This is a genomic window from Marinobacter suaedae (genome assembly GCF_030519635.1).
Classification (GTDB): Bacteria; Pseudomonadota; Gammaproteobacteria; order Pseudomonadales; family Oleiphilaceae; genus Marinobacter; species Marinobacter suaedae.
The window spans coordinates 426,970-445,030 of the sequence record NZ_JAUMIS010000002.1; the positions used below are offsets into that span (position 1 = coordinate 426,970).

General features: G+C 58.5%; 21 protein-coding genes. 15 read left to right on the plus strand and 6 right to left on the minus strand.

All coding sequences use genetic code 11. The annotated features are described in order from the left end of the window. Positions 1 to 83: 83 nt before the first annotated feature. Positions 84 to 491 carry a hypothetical protein gene (locus QVZ43_RS10820; RefSeq protein WP_302909946.1) on the minus strand — a complete coding sequence of 136 codons (408 nt, stop codon included), beginning with the start codon at positions 489 to 491 and terminating at the stop codon, positions 84 to 86. 183 nt (positions 492 to 674) lie between these two features. Here QVZ43_RS10820 and QVZ43_RS10825 point away from each other — a divergent pair, with 183 nt between their 5' ends. From QVZ43_RS10825 to QVZ43_RS10850, 6 genes are all read left to right on the plus strand, one after another. Next, the gene (locus QVZ43_RS10825; protein ID WP_302909947.1) at positions 675 to 1,595 is read left to right on the plus strand and encodes an ABC transporter ATP-binding protein; all 921 of its coding nucleotides are present in this window, start codon (positions 675 to 677) and stop codon (positions 1,593 to 1,595) included. A 35-nt stretch (positions 1,596 to 1,630) separates the two neighbouring features. Next, entirely contained in the window at positions 1,631 to 2,392 is a 762-nt protein-coding gene (locus tag QVZ43_RS10830) for an ABC transporter permease (RefSeq protein WP_223793537.1), read from the plus strand. Further along, positions 2,389 to 2,901, plus strand: a complete 513-nt coding sequence (locus QVZ43_RS10835) for a DUF192 domain-containing protein (protein ID WP_302909948.1) — start codon at positions 2,389 to 2,391, stop codon at positions 2,899 to 2,901. The genes QVZ43_RS10830 and QVZ43_RS10835 overlap by 4 nt, the downstream gene beginning before the upstream one ends. 16 nt (positions 2,902 to 2,917) lie before the next feature. Beyond that, positions 2,918 to 3,469: a nucleoside 2-deoxyribosyltransferase gene (locus QVZ43_RS10840; RefSeq protein ID WP_302909949.1), complete on the plus strand. Its 552-nt coding sequence runs from the start codon at positions 2,918 to 2,920 to the stop codon at positions 3,467 to 3,469. A gap of 41 nt (positions 3,470 to 3,510) precedes the next feature. Further along, positions 3,511 to 4,383 carry a DMT family transporter gene (locus QVZ43_RS10845; protein ID WP_302909950.1) on the plus strand — a complete coding sequence of 291 codons (873 nt, stop codon included), beginning with the start codon at positions 3,511 to 3,513 and terminating at the stop codon, positions 4,381 to 4,383. 272 nt (positions 4,384 to 4,655) lie between these two features. Then, positions 4,656 to 4,931, plus strand: coding sequence for a hypothetical protein (locus tag QVZ43_RS10850; protein ID WP_223793533.1), 276 nt, complete (start codon positions 4,656 to 4,658; stop codon positions 4,929 to 4,931). A gap of 113 nt (positions 4,932 to 5,044) precedes the next feature. Here QVZ43_RS10850 and QVZ43_RS10855 read toward each other — a convergent pair whose 3' ends face one another. After that, positions 5,045 to 5,452, minus strand: a complete 408-nt coding sequence (locus tag QVZ43_RS10855) for a GFA family protein (RefSeq protein WP_223793532.1) — start codon at positions 5,450 to 5,452, stop codon at positions 5,045 to 5,047. 141 nt (positions 5,453 to 5,593) lie between these two features. Continuing rightward, the gene (locus QVZ43_RS10860; RefSeq protein WP_302909951.1) at positions 5,594 to 6,130 is read right to left on the minus strand and encodes a GNAT family N-acetyltransferase; all 537 of its coding nucleotides are present in this window, start codon (positions 6,128 to 6,130) and stop codon (positions 5,594 to 5,596) included. 327 nt (positions 6,131 to 6,457) lie between these two features. Here QVZ43_RS10860 and QVZ43_RS10865 point away from each other — a divergent pair, with 327 nt between their 5' ends. From QVZ43_RS10865 to QVZ43_RS10875, 3 genes are read left to right on the plus strand one after another with little or no spacing between them, the layout of a single operon-like run. Next, positions 6,458 to 7,717: a tyrosine-type recombinase/integrase gene (locus tag QVZ43_RS10865; RefSeq protein WP_302909952.1), complete on the plus strand. Its 1,260-nt coding sequence runs from the start codon at positions 6,458 to 6,460 to the stop codon at positions 7,715 to 7,717. After that, complete coding sequence (locus QVZ43_RS10870) at positions 7,714 to 8,085, plus strand: hypothetical protein (RefSeq protein WP_302909953.1); 372 nt, start codon at positions 7,714 to 7,716, stop codon at positions 8,083 to 8,085. The genes QVZ43_RS10865 and QVZ43_RS10870 overlap by 4 nt, the downstream gene beginning before the upstream one ends. Before the next feature lie 17 nt (positions 8,086 to 8,102). Beyond that, positions 8,103 to 8,975 (plus strand): DNA-methyltransferase, encoded by an 873-nt coding sequence (locus QVZ43_RS10875; RefSeq protein ID WP_478219526.1) that lies wholly within the window; start codon positions 8,103 to 8,105, stop codon positions 8,973 to 8,975. Here QVZ43_RS10875 and QVZ43_RS10880 read toward each other — a convergent pair. The 3 genes from QVZ43_RS10880 to QVZ43_RS10890 all read right to left on the minus strand — a co-directional run bounded on the left by QVZ43_RS10880 (position 8,962) and on the right by QVZ43_RS10890 (position 13,196). Further along, positions 8,962 to 9,717, minus strand: a complete 756-nt coding sequence (locus tag QVZ43_RS10880) for a hypothetical protein (RefSeq protein WP_302909954.1) — start codon at positions 9,715 to 9,717, stop codon at positions 8,962 to 8,964. The genes QVZ43_RS10875 and QVZ43_RS10880 overlap by 14 nt on opposite strands. A 549-nt stretch (positions 9,718 to 10,266) precedes the next feature. Continuing rightward, complete coding sequence (locus QVZ43_RS10885; protein WP_302909955.1) at positions 10,267 to 12,720, minus strand: DUF5906 domain-containing protein; 2,454 nt, start codon at positions 12,718 to 12,720, stop codon at positions 10,267 to 10,269. A 191-nt stretch (positions 12,721 to 12,911) separates the two neighbouring features. Then, a complete protein-coding gene (locus QVZ43_RS10890) occupies positions 12,912 to 13,196 on the minus strand; it encodes a helix-turn-helix transcriptional regulator (RefSeq protein ID WP_302909956.1) in 285 nt (94 codons plus the stop codon). A 385-nt stretch (positions 13,197 to 13,581) separates the two neighbouring features. On the opposite strand from QVZ43_RS10890, the gene QVZ43_RS10895 reads away from it, so the two are divergent. The 6 genes from QVZ43_RS10895 to QVZ43_RS10920 all read left to right on the plus strand — a co-directional run bounded on the left by QVZ43_RS10895 (position 13,582) and on the right by QVZ43_RS10920 (position 18,059). Further along, on the plus strand, positions 13,582 to 14,130 hold the full coding sequence (locus QVZ43_RS10895; RefSeq protein WP_302909957.1) for a hypothetical protein: 549 nt from the start codon (positions 13,582 to 13,584) through the stop codon (positions 14,128 to 14,130). Between the two features lie 162 nt (positions 14,131 to 14,292). Further along, positions 14,293 to 14,916, plus strand: coding sequence for a thioredoxin domain-containing protein (locus tag QVZ43_RS10900; RefSeq protein WP_302909958.1), 624 nt, complete (start codon positions 14,293 to 14,295; stop codon positions 14,914 to 14,916). A gap of 361 nt (positions 14,917 to 15,277) precedes the next feature. After that, positions 15,278 to 16,081: a hypothetical protein gene (locus QVZ43_RS10905; RefSeq protein ID WP_302909959.1), complete on the plus strand. Its 804-nt coding sequence runs from the start codon at positions 15,278 to 15,280 to the stop codon at positions 16,079 to 16,081. Further along, positions 16,068 to 16,421: a hypothetical protein gene (locus tag QVZ43_RS10910; RefSeq protein WP_302909960.1), complete on the plus strand. Its 354-nt coding sequence runs from the start codon at positions 16,068 to 16,070 to the stop codon at positions 16,419 to 16,421. Before QVZ43_RS10905 ends, QVZ43_RS10910 begins: the two co-directional genes overlap by 14 nt. A gap of 12 nt (positions 16,422 to 16,433) precedes the next feature. Continuing rightward, positions 16,434 to 16,718, plus strand: a complete 285-nt coding sequence (locus tag QVZ43_RS10915) for a hypothetical protein (RefSeq protein ID WP_302909961.1) — start codon at positions 16,434 to 16,436, stop codon at positions 16,716 to 16,718. Positions 16,719 to 17,045: 327 nt separating this feature from the next. After that, entirely contained in the window at positions 17,046 to 18,059 is a 1,014-nt protein-coding gene (locus QVZ43_RS10920) for an HIT domain-containing protein (RefSeq protein WP_302909962.1), read from the plus strand. Positions 18,060 to 18,061: the final 2 nt, after the last annotated feature.

The window sequence follows — 18,061 nt, forward strand, 5'->3', positions numbered from 1 at the left end:
GTCTTCCTTGGCTGAGTAAATGCTCAGCAAATCTTACAGAATCAAGACGTGATGTCAGCCTGACAGTACACAAATCCCGCAACTCAGGTGTTTTCGTCCTGAAACACCATTTTCGGAATCTGAATTTCTTCCGGGGCGGTGCTTGCCCGAAGCGCCAATCGCCATCGCATGCGATCGCCGGTGCTGCAGAATGGGGGGGTAAAGATCGCCTCGTAGCGGCCACTCCCTCTGCCTTCGAGGGGAACGGGGTACTCGCCCATGTACATGCTCTCGCCGGTCAAGGTGGCCAGCAAGTCTCCGGATCCTTCCGGTGCCTGGACCGTCAACTGATAAGCATCTGGGTGATTGCTATCTTGTACGGGCTTCAATTCCACAGCCCACTGTCCGGACGCGCCATCCCATTGGCAGACCGATTCGATCAATTCACACTCGGGCAAATTCACGGCAGACTCACCACTGCCCTCGGTCTTGAGGGCCCTTGGGCCGAACACGAGCACAACCAATAGAGCTAGAATTAAACCTGCAACGAACAATGCCCGTACCATGATCACCCCTTAAGCCGAATGGGCGGCATTATGACGGTTATCCCCACACCGTCCAAGCGTTCTCATTGAACCCGAGTCGTGACAGAATACGCGGCTTCCAAGCACTTGATCATTAAGGCGGGACGGACTGTGCAAACGGACATTTCCGTTAGACACCTCTACAAAACATACGGTGATGGTTTCCAGGCCCTGAAAGACATCAACCTGGAGATCTACCGTGGTGAAATCTTCGCCCTCCTCGGTCCCAACGGGGCGGGCAAGACCACGCTCATCAGCATTATCTGCGGCATCGTTAATCTCTCCGATGGCGAGGTTGAAGCCGCTGGTTATGACATCAAGAGGCAATACCGGCAGGCCCGGCAGGCCATCGGCCTCGTGCCCCAGGAGCTGAACACCGACTCCTTCGAGACCGTATGGAATGCGGTATCCTTCAGTCGCGGCCTGTTTGGCAAAGCCCCCAACCCCGATCACATCGAAAAAGTACTGAAGGCGCTTTCGTTGTGGGACAAGCGCAACAATCGAATCATGTCGCTGTCGGGCGGCATGAAGCGCCGGGTCATGATTGCCAAAGCCCTGTCTCATGAACCGCAAATATTGTTCCTGGATGAGCCCACCGCCGGCGTGGATGTGGACCTTCGCAGGGACATGTGGGAGATGGTCCGCCAACTGCGGGAAAGCGGCGTAACCATCATTCTGACCACCCACTATATTGAAGAGGCCGAGGAAATGGCCGACCGCATCGGCGTGATCCGTCAGGGGGAGATTATCCTCGTCGAGGAAAAGGACCAGTTGATGAGCAAGCTGGGTAAAAAGGAATTGCGTCTGCAGCTCCAGCACACACTGGAGAAGCTCCCTGGCGAGTTGACGCTCGAACCGATTGAGCTGTCCGAAGACGGTCACGAACTCATCTACACCTTTGACTCCCAGCAGGAACAGGCAGGCGTTGCACGGCTGCTTCGCACGCTTGGTGATCTTGGTATTGAATACCGGGACATTCAGACCCGGGAGAGCTCCCTCGAAGACATCTTTGTCGGCCTGGTTCACGAATAACACGAATAACACGAATCCGTTAACGAGACTTCAACATGAACTTCTACGGCGTTCGCGCGATTTATAATTTCGAGATGGCCCGCATGAAGCGCACACTCATGCAAAGTGTGCTGTCACCGGTAATCTCCACCTGCCTGTATTTCGTGGTGTTCGGCTCTGCCATTGGTACGCGCATGGGCGACATCGATGGCATTGATTATGGCGCCTACATCATTCCTGGCCTGGTGATGCTGTCGCTGCTGATGCAAAGCATCTCCAACGCGGCTTTTGGCATTTATATGCCGAAGTTCTCCGGCACCATCTACGAGGTGCTCTCCGCGCCCGTCTCCTACTTCGAAGTGGTGCTCGGATACGTGGGTGCGGCCGCCAGTAAATCGGTGATTCTCGGGCTCATCATCCTAGCCACGGCTCGCCTGTTCGTTGACTACACCGTACTACACCCCTTCTGGATGCTGTCGTTTCTGGTGCTGACGTCCGTCACGTTCAGCCTGTTCGGGTTCATCATCGGCATATGGGCAGACGGCTTCGAAAAGCTTCAGATTGTACCCATGATGATCGTCACCCCCCTGGTTTTCCTGGGCGGCACCTTTTACTCCATCGATATGCTGCCGCCGATCTGGCAAACCATCAGCCTGTTCAACCCCGTGGTGTACCTGATCAGCGGATTCCGCTGGGCATTTTACGGCGTATCCGATGTTCATATTGCCATCAGTATTGGGATGACGCTGGTCTTTCTGATCGCCTGCATGGTGACCATCTGGTACATCTTCCGCACCGGCTACCGGCTGCGTTCATGACGTTTCGTTTTCGCCTTCCTGTCATGGGTTTCCTGCTGTTCGCCTCGGTCTCCGGGTGTGCGGCCAATTCGGGGATTCCCCAGCCGGAGTTGCCCACCAAGCAGGCCTGCTTTGTCGGTGCCGGGGAGTCGGTGCCAGTCATGCTGGAGGTTGCACGCAAACCAGAGCACCGGCAGAAAGGGTTGATGGGCAGGCAAGAACTTCCTGAAAACCACGGCATGCTCTTTGTGTACCCGGAACTTCAGAAACCAGAGCGCGGCTTCTGGATGCGCAACACCCTTCTAACACTGGACATTGCCTACATCAGCAAAGCAGGCGTCATTGGCTCGATACGTCGAATGGAGCCCTGCAGTGCTCATGATGCCGCCAGTTGCCCCACCTATCCCGCCGGCGTGCCCTTCACCTACGCCATTGAAATGAACGCGGGGTTCTTTGAGGAAAACGGCCTGAAGGTCGGTGACAAGTTGATGGTCGGTGAAGAACAGTGCGGCCCACAACAAACGCTCTAACAAGAGTTCGTCAATCATGAGCACCCCCAAACGGATCTATCTGGCTGGCCCCGAGGTGTTCCTGCCACAAACGGAACACGCAAGTATATTGAAACAGAAACTCACCCTGCTTCAGCAGGCGGGATTTGAAGGTGCGGACCCTCTGGATACCAAGCTTGAATTTGGTGCCAGCGAAGCGCCCAGGGAGCGCGGATTTCGAATCTACCGGGCAAACCAGCACCTGATGGACAGCTGCGACGCAATCATCGCCAACCTGACTCCATTCCGGGGTATCAGCGCAGATCCGGGTACGGTCTTCGAAGTGGGTTACATGATCGGGCAAGGCAAACCTGCCTGTGGTTTTACCGGCGATGCGCGCCGTTACTACCAGCGAGCGGGCTCTACCGACTATGACCAACACGGCCATGCCATTGAAAACTTTGACCTGGAAGACAATCTCATGATTTCATGCGGCATCGTCGAAGCCGGGGGTGTGGTGGCCATTGGAAATTCCGCCCCGGAGCACCCTTTCTTCTGCTCCCAGGCATTCACACAATGCCTTGAAACGCTCAGGAAACAGTTCCGGTAAACATCGCTTCCAGTTCACCTATTTTTACGTGAGACGGCCCGTTGGACACCACCCGCATTAAAGGACTAACGATTGCCGCGCTTGGGGTTCTGTTCATCACCCCGGACGCACTGTTGGTGAAAATCACCTCCGTCAATCCCATTGTGTTTTTGTTTTGGCGTGGACTCTTTCTCGCGGTCAGTTTTCTCGTTATCAGTTGGGGGCGGTACCGAGCCAATCTCTGGCAGGAAGTTCACCGTTGCGGCTGGAAGGGATGGTTCTGCGCTTTCGCCTTTTCGCTGAGCACGCTGGGGTTTGTGGTCGGGATGAAAAACACCGCTGCCGGCAATGTTCTCGTGATACTGAATACTGCCCCGATGATCGCCGCCCTGATCGCCTGGACCGTCTGGAAAGAAAGCTTGCCGCTGAGGACCTGGGCCATGATTGCGGTGTGCGTCAGCGGAGCAAGCCTGATGGCGATCAGCGAAATGGGACGCGGTGAGCCAATAGGCTTGCTGATGGCAGCCCTGGCAGCAACGGCGCTCGCATCCAATCTGAACGTCGCCCGTTCCCGCCCGGAAGCTGATATGAGCGTGATGCTGATGTTCGGCGCTGCCCTGGTGGCCATCGTTGCCGCGCTGTTCGGCGGCGCTCAGCTTCCCAGCCTGAGGGACACCCTGTTCATTGCCCTGCTCGGCCTGTTTTTTCTTCCAATCGCCAGCGTGCTTATCCAGATCGGCCCCCGCTATATACCAGCCGCCGAGGTAAGCCTCATGCTGCTGCTCGAAACGGTCATTGGCTCCTTCCTGGTGTGGCTGTTTCTGGATGAAGTTCCTTCTTTGTTGAGTATGTGCGGCGGCGCCATTGTTCTGTGCGCCCTGGTCACTCATGGCTGGATCGAGGTCCGCCGCTATCGGCGAGCAACAGGAGGCTGAGCGCCGAGCCAGCCTTTCGGTACAACATGGCGTTGTACGACCGATCAGCAGCCCTCGCAGTCCTCTGGTTTTGGTCTAAACTTTTGCTCGTCCTCGACGATGCGAGGGCTTTGAGCCATCACCGCTGTGTGCCTGTCCTTTTGCACGCGCGAAACGAACAAGGAACGACCTTCCGTAGTTTGGTGCCGCAACGCCCCTTCAAGGCTCAGTTCAGATGCCGATGGGCCCAACCGTCGAAGAGCCGAAAACAAGACCAAGCGGAGGAATACGCCGTGAAAAAACTACTGATGGTTTCATTGCTGTTGTTTTCATTTGGAGTGGCTGCCGACGAAGTCATCGTCACCTTCAAGGGGGGAACACTCACTTGTAACTGGGGTGAACTAACTGCAGATGATGCGGATACCATGGGCGAACATGCATCGGATCCGTCCGGCGATGGTAAAGGCCCTAATGATTCAGATCAGCCACGGGCTGGCCTGGCGAATGTGGTTGATAAAGGAAATCTGGAGGCGACCTGCGCCTTTATTCGCAGCTTATTGGGCGGATAAAACCGAGAGACCTCTCAAGGTTCAGCCGGCTGGGCACGGCCGGCTGATTTTTCAGGTTTGTGGTGTTTAAGCGTAATACCGCATCTCATCCAGCCTTGGTGCTAAAACAGTCCTCAGGGCGTTTGCTGTTCCATGGACGTCCAGTGCTCGGGAAACTCAACCCACGAGTGTTTCGATCGAGTCCAGACAGCCATGGTCGGCTCAGGAATGTCGGGGCTGGGAAAGCATCCTGCGGCTACCCCGGTCATTCCTTTAAACGCTTCAGCCTTGAAAAACACCGTCGAGCCACACTCCGGGCAGAAATGTGTGGTATTGGTTCTTCCCGAATCGCTCTGGAACTGGAATTTCTTAAACTCACCCTTTTGCTCCAGCACCTGATCATCCTTGAAATAGGCCAGGGTTCCGAACGACGATCCTGTTCTTCTCTGGCAATTGATGCAGTTACAAGCGATAGAAAACGACGGATTCCCGCTAACCCAGATGGTTAGCGAGCCACAAAGGCATCTGGCTTCTCTCTCCACGTTATTCTCCCTGCGCGAGTTTTCAAACCAACGAGACCCTGAAAAATCGTGAGCCACCCGAGCGCTCTTGGAGCGCACTTTAAACTTAGCATTCGCTCCCAGGGCCGCCACCCGCAGCGAAGTTACCAAAACGGATCAGGCTTACCAGTAACGGGCATCGTTGAAGGGTTCAACGCAACGGACGTTTCCCAAGGGAAGGTCTAGTCGGCCGCCATTGAGGGGCTGAGCCAGCCAGCCCTCCGGATGAGAGAGCTCAAAAGGTGCCCGGACAACCTGTTGCGAGATTTGCTGGAAGCCGACTTTCGAGTAATAGTTCGGATCACCGTACGTCAAGACCAGTTCTACCCCCAGCTCCTCCAGATGCCGGATGCCCTGGTTAATCAGTTCCTGGCCAACGCCTGTACCCTGGTAATCGGGAGAAACCGCGACCGGCGACAGCATGAAAGCGTTAGCCGGGGAGTCGAAGGACAAGCGCGTGAACAGGATGCAGCCAAGGATTTCCTCGTGTTCAGTCGCCACAAAACCCAGCAGCGATTCGGACGGCACCCGTTCCAGTATTTCATGAACCAACGCGCCAATACGCGCTCCTTCGGACTGCCCTTCTGAATTCGAGAAGGTGTGGGTATACAGTGCTTCTATGGCCTGGCGATCGAACCGGCCATACGACTCGAGTTTCATTCATCCTTCCCTCTATCTGGTCACAGCTTTTGGAAAGAATGATTGTAGCCGCCCCTACGATCTCAGTAACGAGAGGAAGACAGGCATATGAAATTGATTTTATTGGTGCCCGGAGCCGGAATCGAACCGGCACGACCGTGAGGTCGAGAGATTTTAAGTTGAAAGGGAAAGTCCGTTGGCAGGCGTTGCAAGGCGTTGTTTCCCACCTAAGTGCATGATCGTGATTGTCTTTTGCTGCTAGATGCGAATGATTGGCGTTGTACGGCGTTACCAGTCCCCAGCCCGGACGGTTCGCATACGGTTCGCTAACAGTTCGAGGAGCTAGCAATGGCAAAACGGCAACCAACCCGCCTAACACTAAAGACAATCGACGCCCTCCCTTGGGCCGAGCGTGACGCCACTGGAAGGGTGCAATCCTACACCGTTCGGGACACCGACGTGAAGGGCCTTCTGGTGGTGGTGAATGCCGAGACGAAGGTGTTTAAGGTCCAGCGCGACCTTTACAGCGCCGACAAAGGCCCAGACGGCAAGCGCCGCAAGCTGGGCACCCGCCGCGTGGCCTTGGGCGACGTGCGCGACTTCGGCACCGTGGACGACGCCCGCGAGGCCGCCCGTAAGGTCATCGCAGACATGCGCAACGGCATCGACCCCAACCGGCCCCCGGAGGAGCCCAAGCGCCACGACTACACCCTGCAAATGGCCTTTGACGGGTTTGTGGACAGCCGGGAGCGCAAGGATCGCCGCCCCAGCACCATAAACGGCTACCACAACCTTTTCCGCCGCTACCTCACCGACTGGGCCACCTGCCCGCTGAAGGAGATCGGCGACGATACCTTGGGCGTGGACGACCTGCACCGCCGCATTACCAAGAAGAATGGCCCCGTGGCTGCCAACCAGACCATGCGCCTGCTTCGGGCCGTGTACAACTATGCCCGCCGCAAGCAGCGCGACCTGCCGCCTAACCCGGTGGAGGCCGTGGATTTTAACCACGAGCGCAAGCGCACCGAGGTTATTACCGACTGGCCCGCATGGCACGAGCAGGTAACGGGCCTGCGCAACCCCATCACCCGCGACTGGTATCTGTTCCTGGCCTTTACCGGAATGCGTAAGGGGGCCGCTTCGGAGGCTCGCGTGGAGCACTTCGACGCCAAGGCCGGGTTCCTACACGTGCCCGACCCCAAAGGTGGGCCGAAACGGGCCTTCGACCTGCCTCTGTCCGGGTATCTGGTGAAGTTGCTGGAAGCCCGTATCGCCGAAAACCGGCAGATATTCGGCCCCAACTGCCCGTGGGTGTTCCCGTCGCACTTCTCGGACAAGGGCCACGTCACCGAGTGCAGCCTTCGGGAGCTGCCCAGCCCCCACGTGCACCGTCACAGCTTCGCCACCGCCGCCCAAGCCGCTGGGCTGCCAGACTTCGACATTAAGCTGCTGCTGAACCATAAGCTGTCGGACGTGACCGGGGGCTACATCCACGGCACCGCCCTGGGCGACCACCTGCGGGAGTGCCAGGAGCGCATAACCGCGTACCTGCTGGGCCGCATCCACGAGGGCGAGAACGTCGTCCCGCTTAGGAGGGTTTCGGCATGATCTTTACGCTAGAAAATGCGAGAATACCGGCCATTTGCACCCGTGCGGATATCGAGCAGCTACCCACCGAGGAGCTGCTTGCCCTGTACAACGAGCTGACCGGGAAGGCCACCAAGCGGTTCGCCAACCGGGACAAGGGCCTAGAGCAAGTCTGGAAGGCGCTAGAGGCCGCTGGGCGTGCAGCCCAGCCCTCCGGTTCCCCGGTGGACGGCTTGTTGGCTCTGCTGGCGGAGAGGCCGCAGACCGTGGCGGAAATCCGCGAGCTGCTGCACCTGCCTTCCGACAAGAAGGCCCGGAACGTAATAGACAGGGCACGCCGCGAAGGGCATGCCGTTAAGAATGTTGGCCCCTGCACCTTTGGGCTTTAATACGAGACACCAGACAGATGAAGTTAGTGAACCAAGACCTATTTGAAACCGACGAGATTAGCGTTGAGACGCGTAAACAACACAACTCCCGTGGGCAGTTAATCGTCGGGGATGCTCTGACCCGTTTGCGCGAAATGCCCGATAACTCGGTGCGGTGCTGTATTACATCGCCGCCATATTGGGGCCTCCGAGACTACGGTATCGAAAACCAAATCGGTGCAGAGATGGAGCTAAACGACTTCCTCGACAAGCTCGTTGAAGTGTTCCGCGAGGTCCGCCGGGTTCTGACCGATGACGGCACATTCTGGCTTAACATCGGCGATAGCTTTACCAGTGGGGGCCGCACCTGGCGGCAAACGGACAAGAAGAATGCCGCCCGTGGTATGGATTACCGTCCGCCCACTCCGGAAGGTTTGAAGCCCAAAGACCTTATTGGGGTGCCTTGGAAGCTCGCCTTCAAACTTCAAGAGGATGGCTGGTATCTCCGCACGGATATCGTCTGGCACAAGCCCAATGGGCAGCCTGAGTCTGTGAAAGACCGGCCTACGAGAACGCATGAGTTCGTGTTTATGTTCTCGAAGAACGAGCGTTACTTTTACGGGGTTGATGCTGTAAAAGAGCCTACAGCGGACGGTAAAGGCCGTCGCCGCCGTTCTGTTTGGTCCATTAACACCCGGCCCTTTAGAGGAGCGCACTTCGCCGTGTTCCCGCCTGAGTTGGTCCAGGTGTGCATGCTGGGCGGCTCTGAGGAAGGTGACGTGGTGCTGGACCCGTTCTTCGGTTCTGGCACCGTGGGCCTTGTGGCTAATGAGCTGGGCCGCAATTGGATTGGTATTGAGTTGAACGAGGAGTACGCGGACATTGCCCGCGAACGCCTCAATCTTTCTTAAATGTCCAGCTTGCCCTGACGTGGCACAGGGCCTTCTTCAGATGCTTTATCTGTAGCTTTCGCTCTGTGCCGCCGTCGAAGTAGAGCTGGAACTTTTGGCTTCTGTCTCTATCGTATACCCGGCAGTAGCCCGGCTTCGGGTTCTGCTTGCTGTCCATCTTCATTTCTAGCTCGCCGTTCTCGGCTTCCAGCAGCAGTGCCTTCGGAATTTCCACAAGCTCGTAGTAGCGGTTCTCTCCGACGATTTTGTGGCGCAGGGAGAATATGCGGTCGTAGTTCGCCACATGGTCGAACATCCGCTGTCTTAGGCCGGTTAACGAAGTCTCGTTGGTCCACTCGCCTTTGCCCATTTCCATGAACTTGGAGATATGGAGAGCGTCCAGCTTTAGCGCTTGATCTGCCTGGGTCTTGAGTGACCACTTCTCGGCCCCTACTGTGAGGTCGTGTCCCGGATTTCCCCTGGGCGACAGGTGTGCATCCAAGTCGCTTTCGTTAAGCACCCGCACCATCGCATGCTCGAACTTGTCCTTAGTGAACGGTTCCTCGGACAGGGCATGGTGCACGAGCAGCACCCCCGCGAAGTGCCGGGCAAACTCTTCGGTGAAAGGTCCGTGCCCGTCGGCGGTTACATCTACTTCCCGCTGGAGTATCTCGGCAAAATCGGTAAGCAGCCGCAGATAGCCCGTGTCCAGTGCAGGCAGTTCCCGTGTTATTTCGTTGATTAGCTTCTGTTTCTCGGTCATAGCCGAGCATTACAGCAAAAGGTTGTGGCCCCGTCCAGCGTTTACCCTGCGTTAAGCATCCCGAGTAGTCTCGCGGGTGCGCGATCACACACGTGTAACGAGGAGTTGCCCAAGGGGGCTGGCGCTGGTGGGCCTAGCGGGTGCCTGCTGGGCTTCCGGACCGCATCCGGACCGTCCGGGCCGGGGGTGCCCAGGGTGGCGTAGAACCTTTACCCCCAAAGGTTCCGGGCCTGCGGAATCCACAAAACCCTGTAAGCACTAGGGCTAGACACCCAAAGGTTCCGGGGTTCCGTAAAATTAAATAGTAGAGAGGTAATAGGGGTAGCTGGTTGGTCCCCTGCCTGCTTGGGCGATTACCTCCCGCCCCGGTGGTTAAGGCCAAAAATCCGGAACCCCGGAACCTTTGCCTCGCTAGGCCCCGCCGTTGATGGGTTTCCGGGTTCCGTGGGGCCGGAACCTTCCGGAACCAAAGGCTAAAAGGTTCCGGTTACAGGGTTCCGGCGAACAAAAGAAAGCCCGGCGCAGGGGCCGGGCTTATTGGTGACTGGCTTACTCCGTGAGCTGGGAAGCCATGGCGACGAGCTGCTGGAGCTTGTCGGGCGGCAGGGCCTTAGCGACCTCCAGCAGCTCGTACAGCTCCGCCGTAAGGTCTTCGGGTTCCGCATCCGCCAGCGGCTCGTCCGCATCGTAGGTTTGCCAGTCAGTGTAGTCCGGCGACCACGACACCGGCTGACCACTGTAGTTGTCCCACGCCGACCGGGCTGCTGCCAGGTCTGGCGGAAGGACGACACGCCGAGGCCCGGTCTTCGTGGCCTTCTGGGGGATACAAGCTAAGGTCTCGGTGAAAGTGTCCACCACCTCCTGCCGAGTTACACCGACACGAGTCCGGAGACGCCGCGAGATATATTCGGCCAGCTTATCCGGGTGCAGGCTGTACTCGCCCGAGCGAGAACGATGCAGCAACTTGTCGCCAGCATTACCAGCCTGGGCCTCGCCCGGAAGCCAGGTGGGTGGCAGCATGCCGTCGTGCAGCATAGCCCGGACGAACTGCTTAACCGGAGGAAGGCCCAGCGCCTTCTGCTCGTCCAGTCCGACCGTATTGGGCACGTTACGCACCTCGAACTCGGAAAGGTCGTAGGTCTGCAGGTAGTGCAGCAGATTAGCTTGGGCCTCGGGCCGCTCCAGGGCCTTAACCAGCTGCGCGAAGTACCCAGTGTCCTGCTTGTAGGTATCGCTTACATCCAACACGAAGAAACGGCGCTCGTCTTCCCCAGCCGGAACCACCCACTTCTCGTTAGAGGCCATCACAAGGTGGATGTAGTTGGGGGAAAGCTCTGCATCCACCCCCTTGCCCTCGATAACCAAGTGCTCCTCGGTAATAAGGGTTTTGAGAATGGATTCGTGCTTGCGGTCGCCAGCGTAGAAGGCTTCGTCTGCAAACAGCAGGACCGCATCCCGGAGGTGCTTGTTAAAGCTACCGACCAAATGCTTAGGGTCCGATACCGGGAAGTAATGGGTGCCGAATAGCCGTCCGAAGATTTTGGCGAACAGCGATTTACCCGTACCCCTGCCACCGCGCAGAACCACGGCTACTTCACCGGGGCTGTCCGGGTACTGAATAGCCCGCGCCATCCAGCCAAGAAGGTAACGATAGTGGTCGTCGTTACCAGCACAGATAACCTCCCGGACGTGGGCCAGGAATTGCTCGTGGGCGTCCCCGGCTACAGGCTCCACCGCATACCCTTGCCAGAGGTTAAGCACGTTTTCCGGCAACTCCCGGCCTGGAGAAAACTCCAGACGGTCGTATTCCCGCCGCTGCGGGTGGTCTGTCCACCAAGTACCCAGAGCCTTCTCCATGGGCTTGCCGTCCTTGGTTTCGCCCACCACCACCTTGCGATTGCGGTAGCGGTTACGGAAGTCCTCGAATGACTGCTTTACGAAGGCCCGCCGACGGTGGGAGCCGAAGCTCTCCCAGACTTCTTCCACAACCCTGCATTTGCCGCCCAAATTGCCGATAACAGCGTGCTTGGCGTTAAGCTCCTCTAACTCCGGGTATGGCTGGTTGGCAAGCTGGTGCGCCCGTTCTACCTGCCGGGTAGCGTAATACACGGGTTTTGGCTTCTCCAGAATGGCCTCGCTGATGCCGAAGTCTGGGTCCGTGAGCACCGCCACAGCCACGTCGTCCGGCACTTCGGAGCGCACCAGACCGCAGGCACAAGCGAAGTAGGCTTCGGAGCGGGACCGGTATTTTTTCGGGTCGTCCGGGTCGTGGCCCTGCACGATGAGCACCTTGAGCCAGTCCGGCACCGCCCACTTATCCAGGTCGTCCACCGAGTCCAACCGTGGCACGTCATCGGGTACCATAACCGCTGTAGCCTGCCTGCTGGGCTTGTCGTTATCCCCGCCAGCAACCGCGACTATGGGCGCTGGCGTGAACCCCTCCAGCGGATGGGCGGTGTCGTTGAACTTGACCACCTGCGCCAGCCGTGGCACCCGGCCCTTCTTACGCTTCTTGTCGTTAGGGACGTTTATAGTGCCCGGCAATCGCATAATGCGGTCGACGTTGTGGCAGTGGTCTGCCGAGAAGGCCGATTCCAGCTGGCGCGTGTACCGCTCGACCTCTTGGGCTTTGGCTTCGTCACCGTCCACGTGCACCGGAGCATCCAGGCGCCAGAGAGATTGGTAACCACCCCCAGAGTCCACGATGACGGTAGGAGCTGGCACTCCCTGGGGCAGGTTGTCGGAAAGCAGCGAGAAAGCGCGAGAACGCTCCTCCTGGAGGTCTTCCCCAGCCCGTGGGTCGATATCCACGTGCAACCACTCCACCGCCGTAATATCGCCTTTCTTGGCCTTACTGCGGAGTCCAGCCGCCGTAGGGTTTAGGTGGTAATACAGGTTCCGCTGTCCCTGATGCTGGTCCAGCCATGCGGCAAGCCCGCCCAGATCGTTCGGGCCAAAACCACGACACACCGGGGCACCACCCTCCGGTGCTATAGCAGCCAAGAGCCAGGGTCCACCCGGACGAAGCCGCTGAAGAAACGCCAATGCAGCCGAAGTGTCAGGAGTAAGGGCGTCCGTGATTGTCTTCTGCTCAGCAGAGACGGATGATTCCCTTGCAAGCTCCTCTTCGTTTGCATGTTGGTGTGGTGAGGCCCCTGTTGGTACGGCAGGGGCATTTTCTTTGCCTGCCATACTTACCGCCCTCCCTTCGCCGGATGGGAGAGAATGTAAGCATCCAAGTCCTGAACGTCGTACAGAACGATCCCCCCAACCTTACGCCACTGCGGGCCGCGCCCCTTTTCCCGGAGCTTCTGGAGGTGGTCGTAAGAAATACCGACATAGGCCGACGCCTGCTTTGCACGGAGCCAGCGGGGTTCGATTTCTTCCTTAACGTGGAAGCCAAAGGTGCGATTCTTGGTAGGCTTTTCGTCTGCTGCCGCACCACGCGCAACAGACGGAGCCAATGTCTCGTGGGACATAGGACAACTCCATCAGTTACGCCGAGATATGCAGCAGCCGGTTTTATAGTGCGGCATGAAACACTAGCGGATGACGTTCGGACTCGACTGTTAACGCGAACGCCGCTGGTCGGGATGCGGACTTTAACCGCCTGGGTCTGGTGTCTGCGGACAACCCGCAAATCGCTTACGCTTACCGACCCCGACAGTCTGCCAAGACTGAGGCCGGAGGGCAACGGAGGGAAACGCTTCTCCACGTTTTCGGGGCAAGTTGATGATAAACGGGTAACCCCGAGTTAGTCGTGACGCGGCCTGGGGACAGGTGTCTCCATCTTTTGGGTGCAGCCCGAACCGTCCAGCGAACCGCGTAACCCTTCCCTGAGATAAATCTCGCCGAGAATGCGGAATGATTCGGGCTATGGAAATGACGCCCGAACGTAAAGAAATCTTCCTCCGAGAGCTGCGCCGCCACGGCATCGTACTGGCCGCCGCTCGCGCTGCCAGTCCGGCCACAGATAGCCGGACTGCCTGCGTGTCTTCGTTCTACTGGACGCGCAACCGAGACCCCGAATTTGCCGCCGAATGGGACACCGCCCTTGCTGAGGCTTCCGCCGACGTAGAGCTGGAAATCCACCGCCGTGCCGTCGAGGGCTACGAGGAGCCGGTTTACCAGAAGGGCGAGCTCGTGGGCACCATCACCCGCTACAGCGACCGCCTGCTGGAACTCCGGGCGAAGGGCCTGATGCCGGACCGCTATGCGGTGGAGCGGAAAGATGTGCGGGTACAGGGCAAGATCGAACACGACCACCAGCACAGGGCTGTGCTTCTGGAGCTGCGCCCGGAAGACGTGATCCTGCTGCCGGAGGGCAAACGGGAAACCCTGATTGGGTTGCTGGAAGAAATCGCGGAGGCCAAAGGTGAGCAACCAGTACCGCACCTTCTTGAACGAGGTTAACGAGGTGACGGCCTTCGCCGCTGAGTACGGCTACCCACCACGCCGCACCCCTATGGGCTTCTGGGTGCCCGCTTACCCGCAGACACCGGAAGGCATCGACGAATGGGAGCGCCGGTCTGCCGAAGAGTGCGGCACCCAGACAACAAAGTCGGGGGCCAACCTATGAGCGCACCGAACTACGCCTGGGACGGGTACGCCGACAGCCAGGGGGTGCCCAACTGCTACATAGAGCCGACCTTCGACAACCCCCGCCGCATCCATACACCAACAGACGACCGTGGGCCACGGCCAACGAATTCCCCACCCGCACGCAGTCCAGAGCAGGCACTGGCCGCAGAGGTGCTTCTGAAGGCTTGGAACGATGCCTATGGCCGGGGTTATGTCCACGATAGTGCGAAGGTCGCCAAAGCCCTTCGGACCGAGGCTTGGGCGTTTCTGACCGCCGAAATGCCTGACCCCAGGGCCGCCCGCCGCCAGCTGTTTACCGCACTGCTGGGCTTGAATGACGACAACTTCCGGGCCGCCGCAGTGCGCAAGCTGGGCCAGTGCTCCCCACTGCGTCCGGAATTCGACCCACTGAGCGCCAAGAAAGGCCAATTGATGTGGGTGCCTCCGGCTGTTGTAGTGACGGAGCCACGCACGAAGCCCAAGCAGGAGCGTCCCCCTGCACCTACAAGGAAGCCGACGCCGCCCACCCGGTACAAATTCTACCAGTCACTCCTTGGGCCGCTGCTCGCTGAGGCCCGGCAGCGGAGAGACACGAAACGCCCCCCCGATACCGATTGATAACACCGTATTGCGGCACGTCGGAGACCGCCAAAACGAGCTGCCACCCACCGACCCACACCCTTGCGCTGATGGAACCCGCGTTGCCCAGGTACTTGGGCTACTAGAGGCGCACCCGGACGGACTGACGATCTCGGAGTTACACGAGCGGCTGCCGACCTTCTCCAAAACGCGCATTACCAACTCGGTTTTCTACCTGCGCCGGAGCCTGTGCCAGCCGATTGTGATGAAGCACAACCGTTACCGACTTCTGCCGCGTGCCGAGTGGGTTGCTGAGACGAATTCCCCCTAAAGCTGCGACATGATCTTCTCGTAGCTTCGGCAATGGTGCCGGGGCACCTCAACAGCGAGGACATCTCCTATGCCAAAGACCATTCCTGTGGTGCGCCAGCTGACGCTGGGCCAACTTCGCGAACTCGCCAAAGAAGTAACCTCGCGCCACAAAGCCGTAACCGACCTGTCTGGCCGTGTCGCCAAAGCCCTTGGGACCGCCCCAGATGAGGTAGACGCCAAACACGGCCACCTACGCCAGCTTTCCCCGGCTGCCCGCCGTGAGGCCCGCTCTGCCCTTATCCGGGAGCAGATCGGCAACGTGTACAAGCCTGCCCGCGAGACCGTGGGCCTTAACGTGAAGGAGCTTTCCCGCACTAAGGCCCTGCTGGAGGAACATGGCGCTTCCCTGAGCAACCCCCGCGCTGCCCTGGATATTGCCACGCTGGCAGAATCCGGAGCGGCTCAAATGCGGAGCACCTACGCTGCCAGCTTGCAGGGCCTTGGACCCCAAGCACTGCGCAACCTGGCTGGACACGCCCTGACCGAACAGAACGGGGTACTGCTGGCCGCCATCCTGTCTCATGTGGAAGCCCAAAAGCCCAGCGACCGGGCGCTGAGCCCGAACGAACTGCTGGCGGAAATGGGACCGGATGCCCCGGTGGAAGAAGGTGGTTTCCCCATCTTCGACAACTACCGCGAGTTTAAGCAGGTCTCGGAGCAGCTGGACGAAGCCCTGACCATCGGCCAGCGCCTGTTGAAGGGGCCGGAGCAGCGCGACCCTCTGGGCAAGATCACGAAGGGCCTGGAGCAATCGGGCCGCCTGCCCAAGCAGCCGACACACGCCGCCTTTGAATCCGACGACGAGGAGGGCGAAGGCGATGCAGATGCATGAGCTGACCAACGAACAACTCCTGCAGGCGTTCGTTGATTCCCTGCCAGAGGAGGAAAAAGCCACCCTGATTGCGATTGCAGCCCACACCAGCGCCCATGGCAAGGGGCGTCCGGACATGTCCACCGTGGCCCGCTTTGCCAAGACGTTTGGGGTTGAGGTTGGCCGGGTAGCACCGTTCTTCGGATACGTGCCCCGGCGCAATCGCAAGCGGTGGGTGGATGTGGCTGAGGGGGCGCAGGCCCCTTCGGACATATCTGCTGTGCACCGTTCATACCTACCGGGCCTTTTCACGTATCGCCTGCTCGGCGGTCGTATGGCCTTCACCGATACGATCCACTGAGGAGGAAACACCATGGCAACCTTTCTGGTATACGCCGACAAACCCAACAAACGCCGTCCAGACGGGCTGAATGCTCTGGTGGTGGAAGCTGCCGACGCGGCCAGCGCACCGGCTGCCGCCCGTGGGCTGCTGAAAAGCGGAGGCACCCCCAGCGACTTTGAAAGCTTCGCTGTGGTGGAGGTCGTCGCCGGAGTGCAGTTCGCCTGCCAGGGTGACGGGGTGGTGGCCCAGCCGGGTAACGCCGCTGGCCTGCCGACCATCGACCGGGGCGGGAATACCCCGTTGGCTGCTGTTTAAGCCGATTCTGTTGCGGAAGCCGTTAGCCCAGCCTGAGTGCTGGGCTTTTTTCTGCCCAACCCAGACGGTTCGCTACACGGTTCGTGAGGAGTGGTACCGGGAGCGGGACTTGAACCCGCACGACCTATCGGTCTCAAGATTTTAAGTTATTTGCGTGCTTGTTTGATGGATTTTGACGATCTTTGAATAGCCATTATAAAACAGCCTATTACATGCCTTTTCTCGAAAACGTCGTTTGCCGTTGTTTGATGAAATCCGCTAGAATTTGACCGATTTTGTCTACATAGTGTCTACATGGGGACACAAGAGACTCACAGGGAGACTTCCGTGGATCGGTCCGAAACGACGTACACCCGCCTTCAGAAGTTCATCGACAAGGACATGTCGATGTCACACATCTACCAGCCGGTAATTTTGGCTTACCTGCTCGAGCACCAGGGCGAAGCCTCCGCCGAAGACCTCGCGGAAGCCATCCTTTTGCACGACGATTCCCAGCTCCGATATTACCGAGGCATCGTCATGGGCAAGCCTAAAAGCGTGCTCTCAAAACACGGAGTCATAGAAACAGGTCCTCGCGGCTCCAGCCGTTTTTTCCTTAAAGGCTATGACGAACTCTCTCCTTCCGAACGGAAACGGCTGCAATTACAGTGCGAAATTCAGCTCGCCGAATACATCGAAAAGCGCGGAAAAGAAGCCATCTTTGCTCATCGGAACCATTCGCGCGAAGAGGTTTCCGGCAGCATTCGGCATCAAGTTCTCGTAGGCGCGGAGTACCGCTGCCAGCTTTGTGGTATTCCCGCTTCCGAGAAGGCACTAGAAGTCGACCACATTATTCCTGTGAATCACGGCGGCACCAACGATCTGAATAACCTTCAGGCGCTTTGCTACTCCTGCAATGCCATGAAGCGGGACCGGGACGACACGGATTATCGTAACTGGCCAGCACAATACGAGAAACGGGAGGCCGATTGTCTTTTCTGCCATCCAGCCGAGAATCAAATTGAGGTTCTTCTGGAGAATGAACTCGCCCTCCTGCTCAAAGACAACTTCCCGGTCTCGCCCGGTCACTGCCTCGCCATCCCGAAACGCCACGTCGAAACCTATTTCGACCTGAACCCGGCGGAACTCAACGCGATCAACGCCCTGCTCCACGAACGCCGCGCTGTTCTAATGGAAGAAGATCCCTCGATTACCGGCTTCAACATGGGCACCAATGCCGGTGCCAGTGCCGGACAGTCGGTCTTTCACGCGCACATCCATCTGATTCCCCGCCGGGACGGCGACCAGGACAATCCGCGCGGCGGTGTCCGCAAGGTGTTCCCGGACAAAGCGGATTACTGAGA

Excerpts from the sequence above, each read along its gene's own strand:
- QVZ43_RS10830 (WP_223793537.1), top strand. The coding sequence starts at position 1,631 with ATGAACTTCTACGGCGTTCGCGCGATTTATAATTTCGAGATGGCCCGC.
- QVZ43_RS10835 (WP_302909948.1), top strand. The coding sequence starts at position 2,389 with ATGACGTTTCGTTTTCGCCTTCCTGTCATGGGTTTCCTGCTGTTCGCC.
- QVZ43_RS10840 (WP_302909949.1), top strand. The coding sequence starts at position 2,918 with ATGAGCACCCCCAAACGGATCTATCTGGCTGGCCCCGAGGTGTTCCTG.
- QVZ43_RS10860 (WP_302909951.1), bottom strand. The coding sequence starts at position 6,130 with ATGAAACTCGAGTCGTATGGCCGGTTCGATCGCCAGGCCATAGAAGCA.
- QVZ43_RS10865 (WP_302909952.1), top strand. The coding sequence starts at position 6,458 with ATGGCAAAACGGCAACCAACCCGCCTAACACTAAAGACAATCGACGCC.
- QVZ43_RS10870 (WP_302909953.1), top strand. The coding sequence starts at position 7,714 with ATGATCTTTACGCTAGAAAATGCGAGAATACCGGCCATTTGCACCCGT.
- QVZ43_RS10875 (WP_478219526.1), top strand. The coding sequence starts at position 8,103 with ATGAAGTTAGTGAACCAAGACCTATTTGAAACCGACGAGATTAGCGTT.
- QVZ43_RS10880 (WP_302909954.1), bottom strand. The coding sequence starts at position 9,717 with ATGACCGAGAAACAGAAGCTAATCAACGAAATAACACGGGAACTGCCT.
- QVZ43_RS10890 (WP_302909956.1), bottom strand. The coding sequence starts at position 13,196 with ATGTCCCACGAGACATTGGCTCCGTCTGTTGCGCGTGGTGCGGCAGCA.
- QVZ43_RS10895 (WP_302909957.1), top strand. The coding sequence starts at position 13,582 with ATGATTCGGGCTATGGAAATGACGCCCGAACGTAAAGAAATCTTCCTC.
- QVZ43_RS10900 (WP_302909958.1), top strand. The coding sequence starts at position 14,293 with ATGAGCGCACCGAACTACGCCTGGGACGGGTACGCCGACAGCCAGGGG.
- QVZ43_RS10905 (WP_302909959.1), top strand. The coding sequence starts at position 15,278 with ATGCCAAAGACCATTCCTGTGGTGCGCCAGCTGACGCTGGGCCAACTT.
- QVZ43_RS10910 (WP_302909960.1), top strand. The coding sequence starts at position 16,068 with ATGCAGATGCATGAGCTGACCAACGAACAACTCCTGCAGGCGTTCGTT.
- QVZ43_RS10915 (WP_302909961.1), top strand. The coding sequence starts at position 16,434 with ATGGCAACCTTTCTGGTATACGCCGACAAACCCAACAAACGCCGTCCA.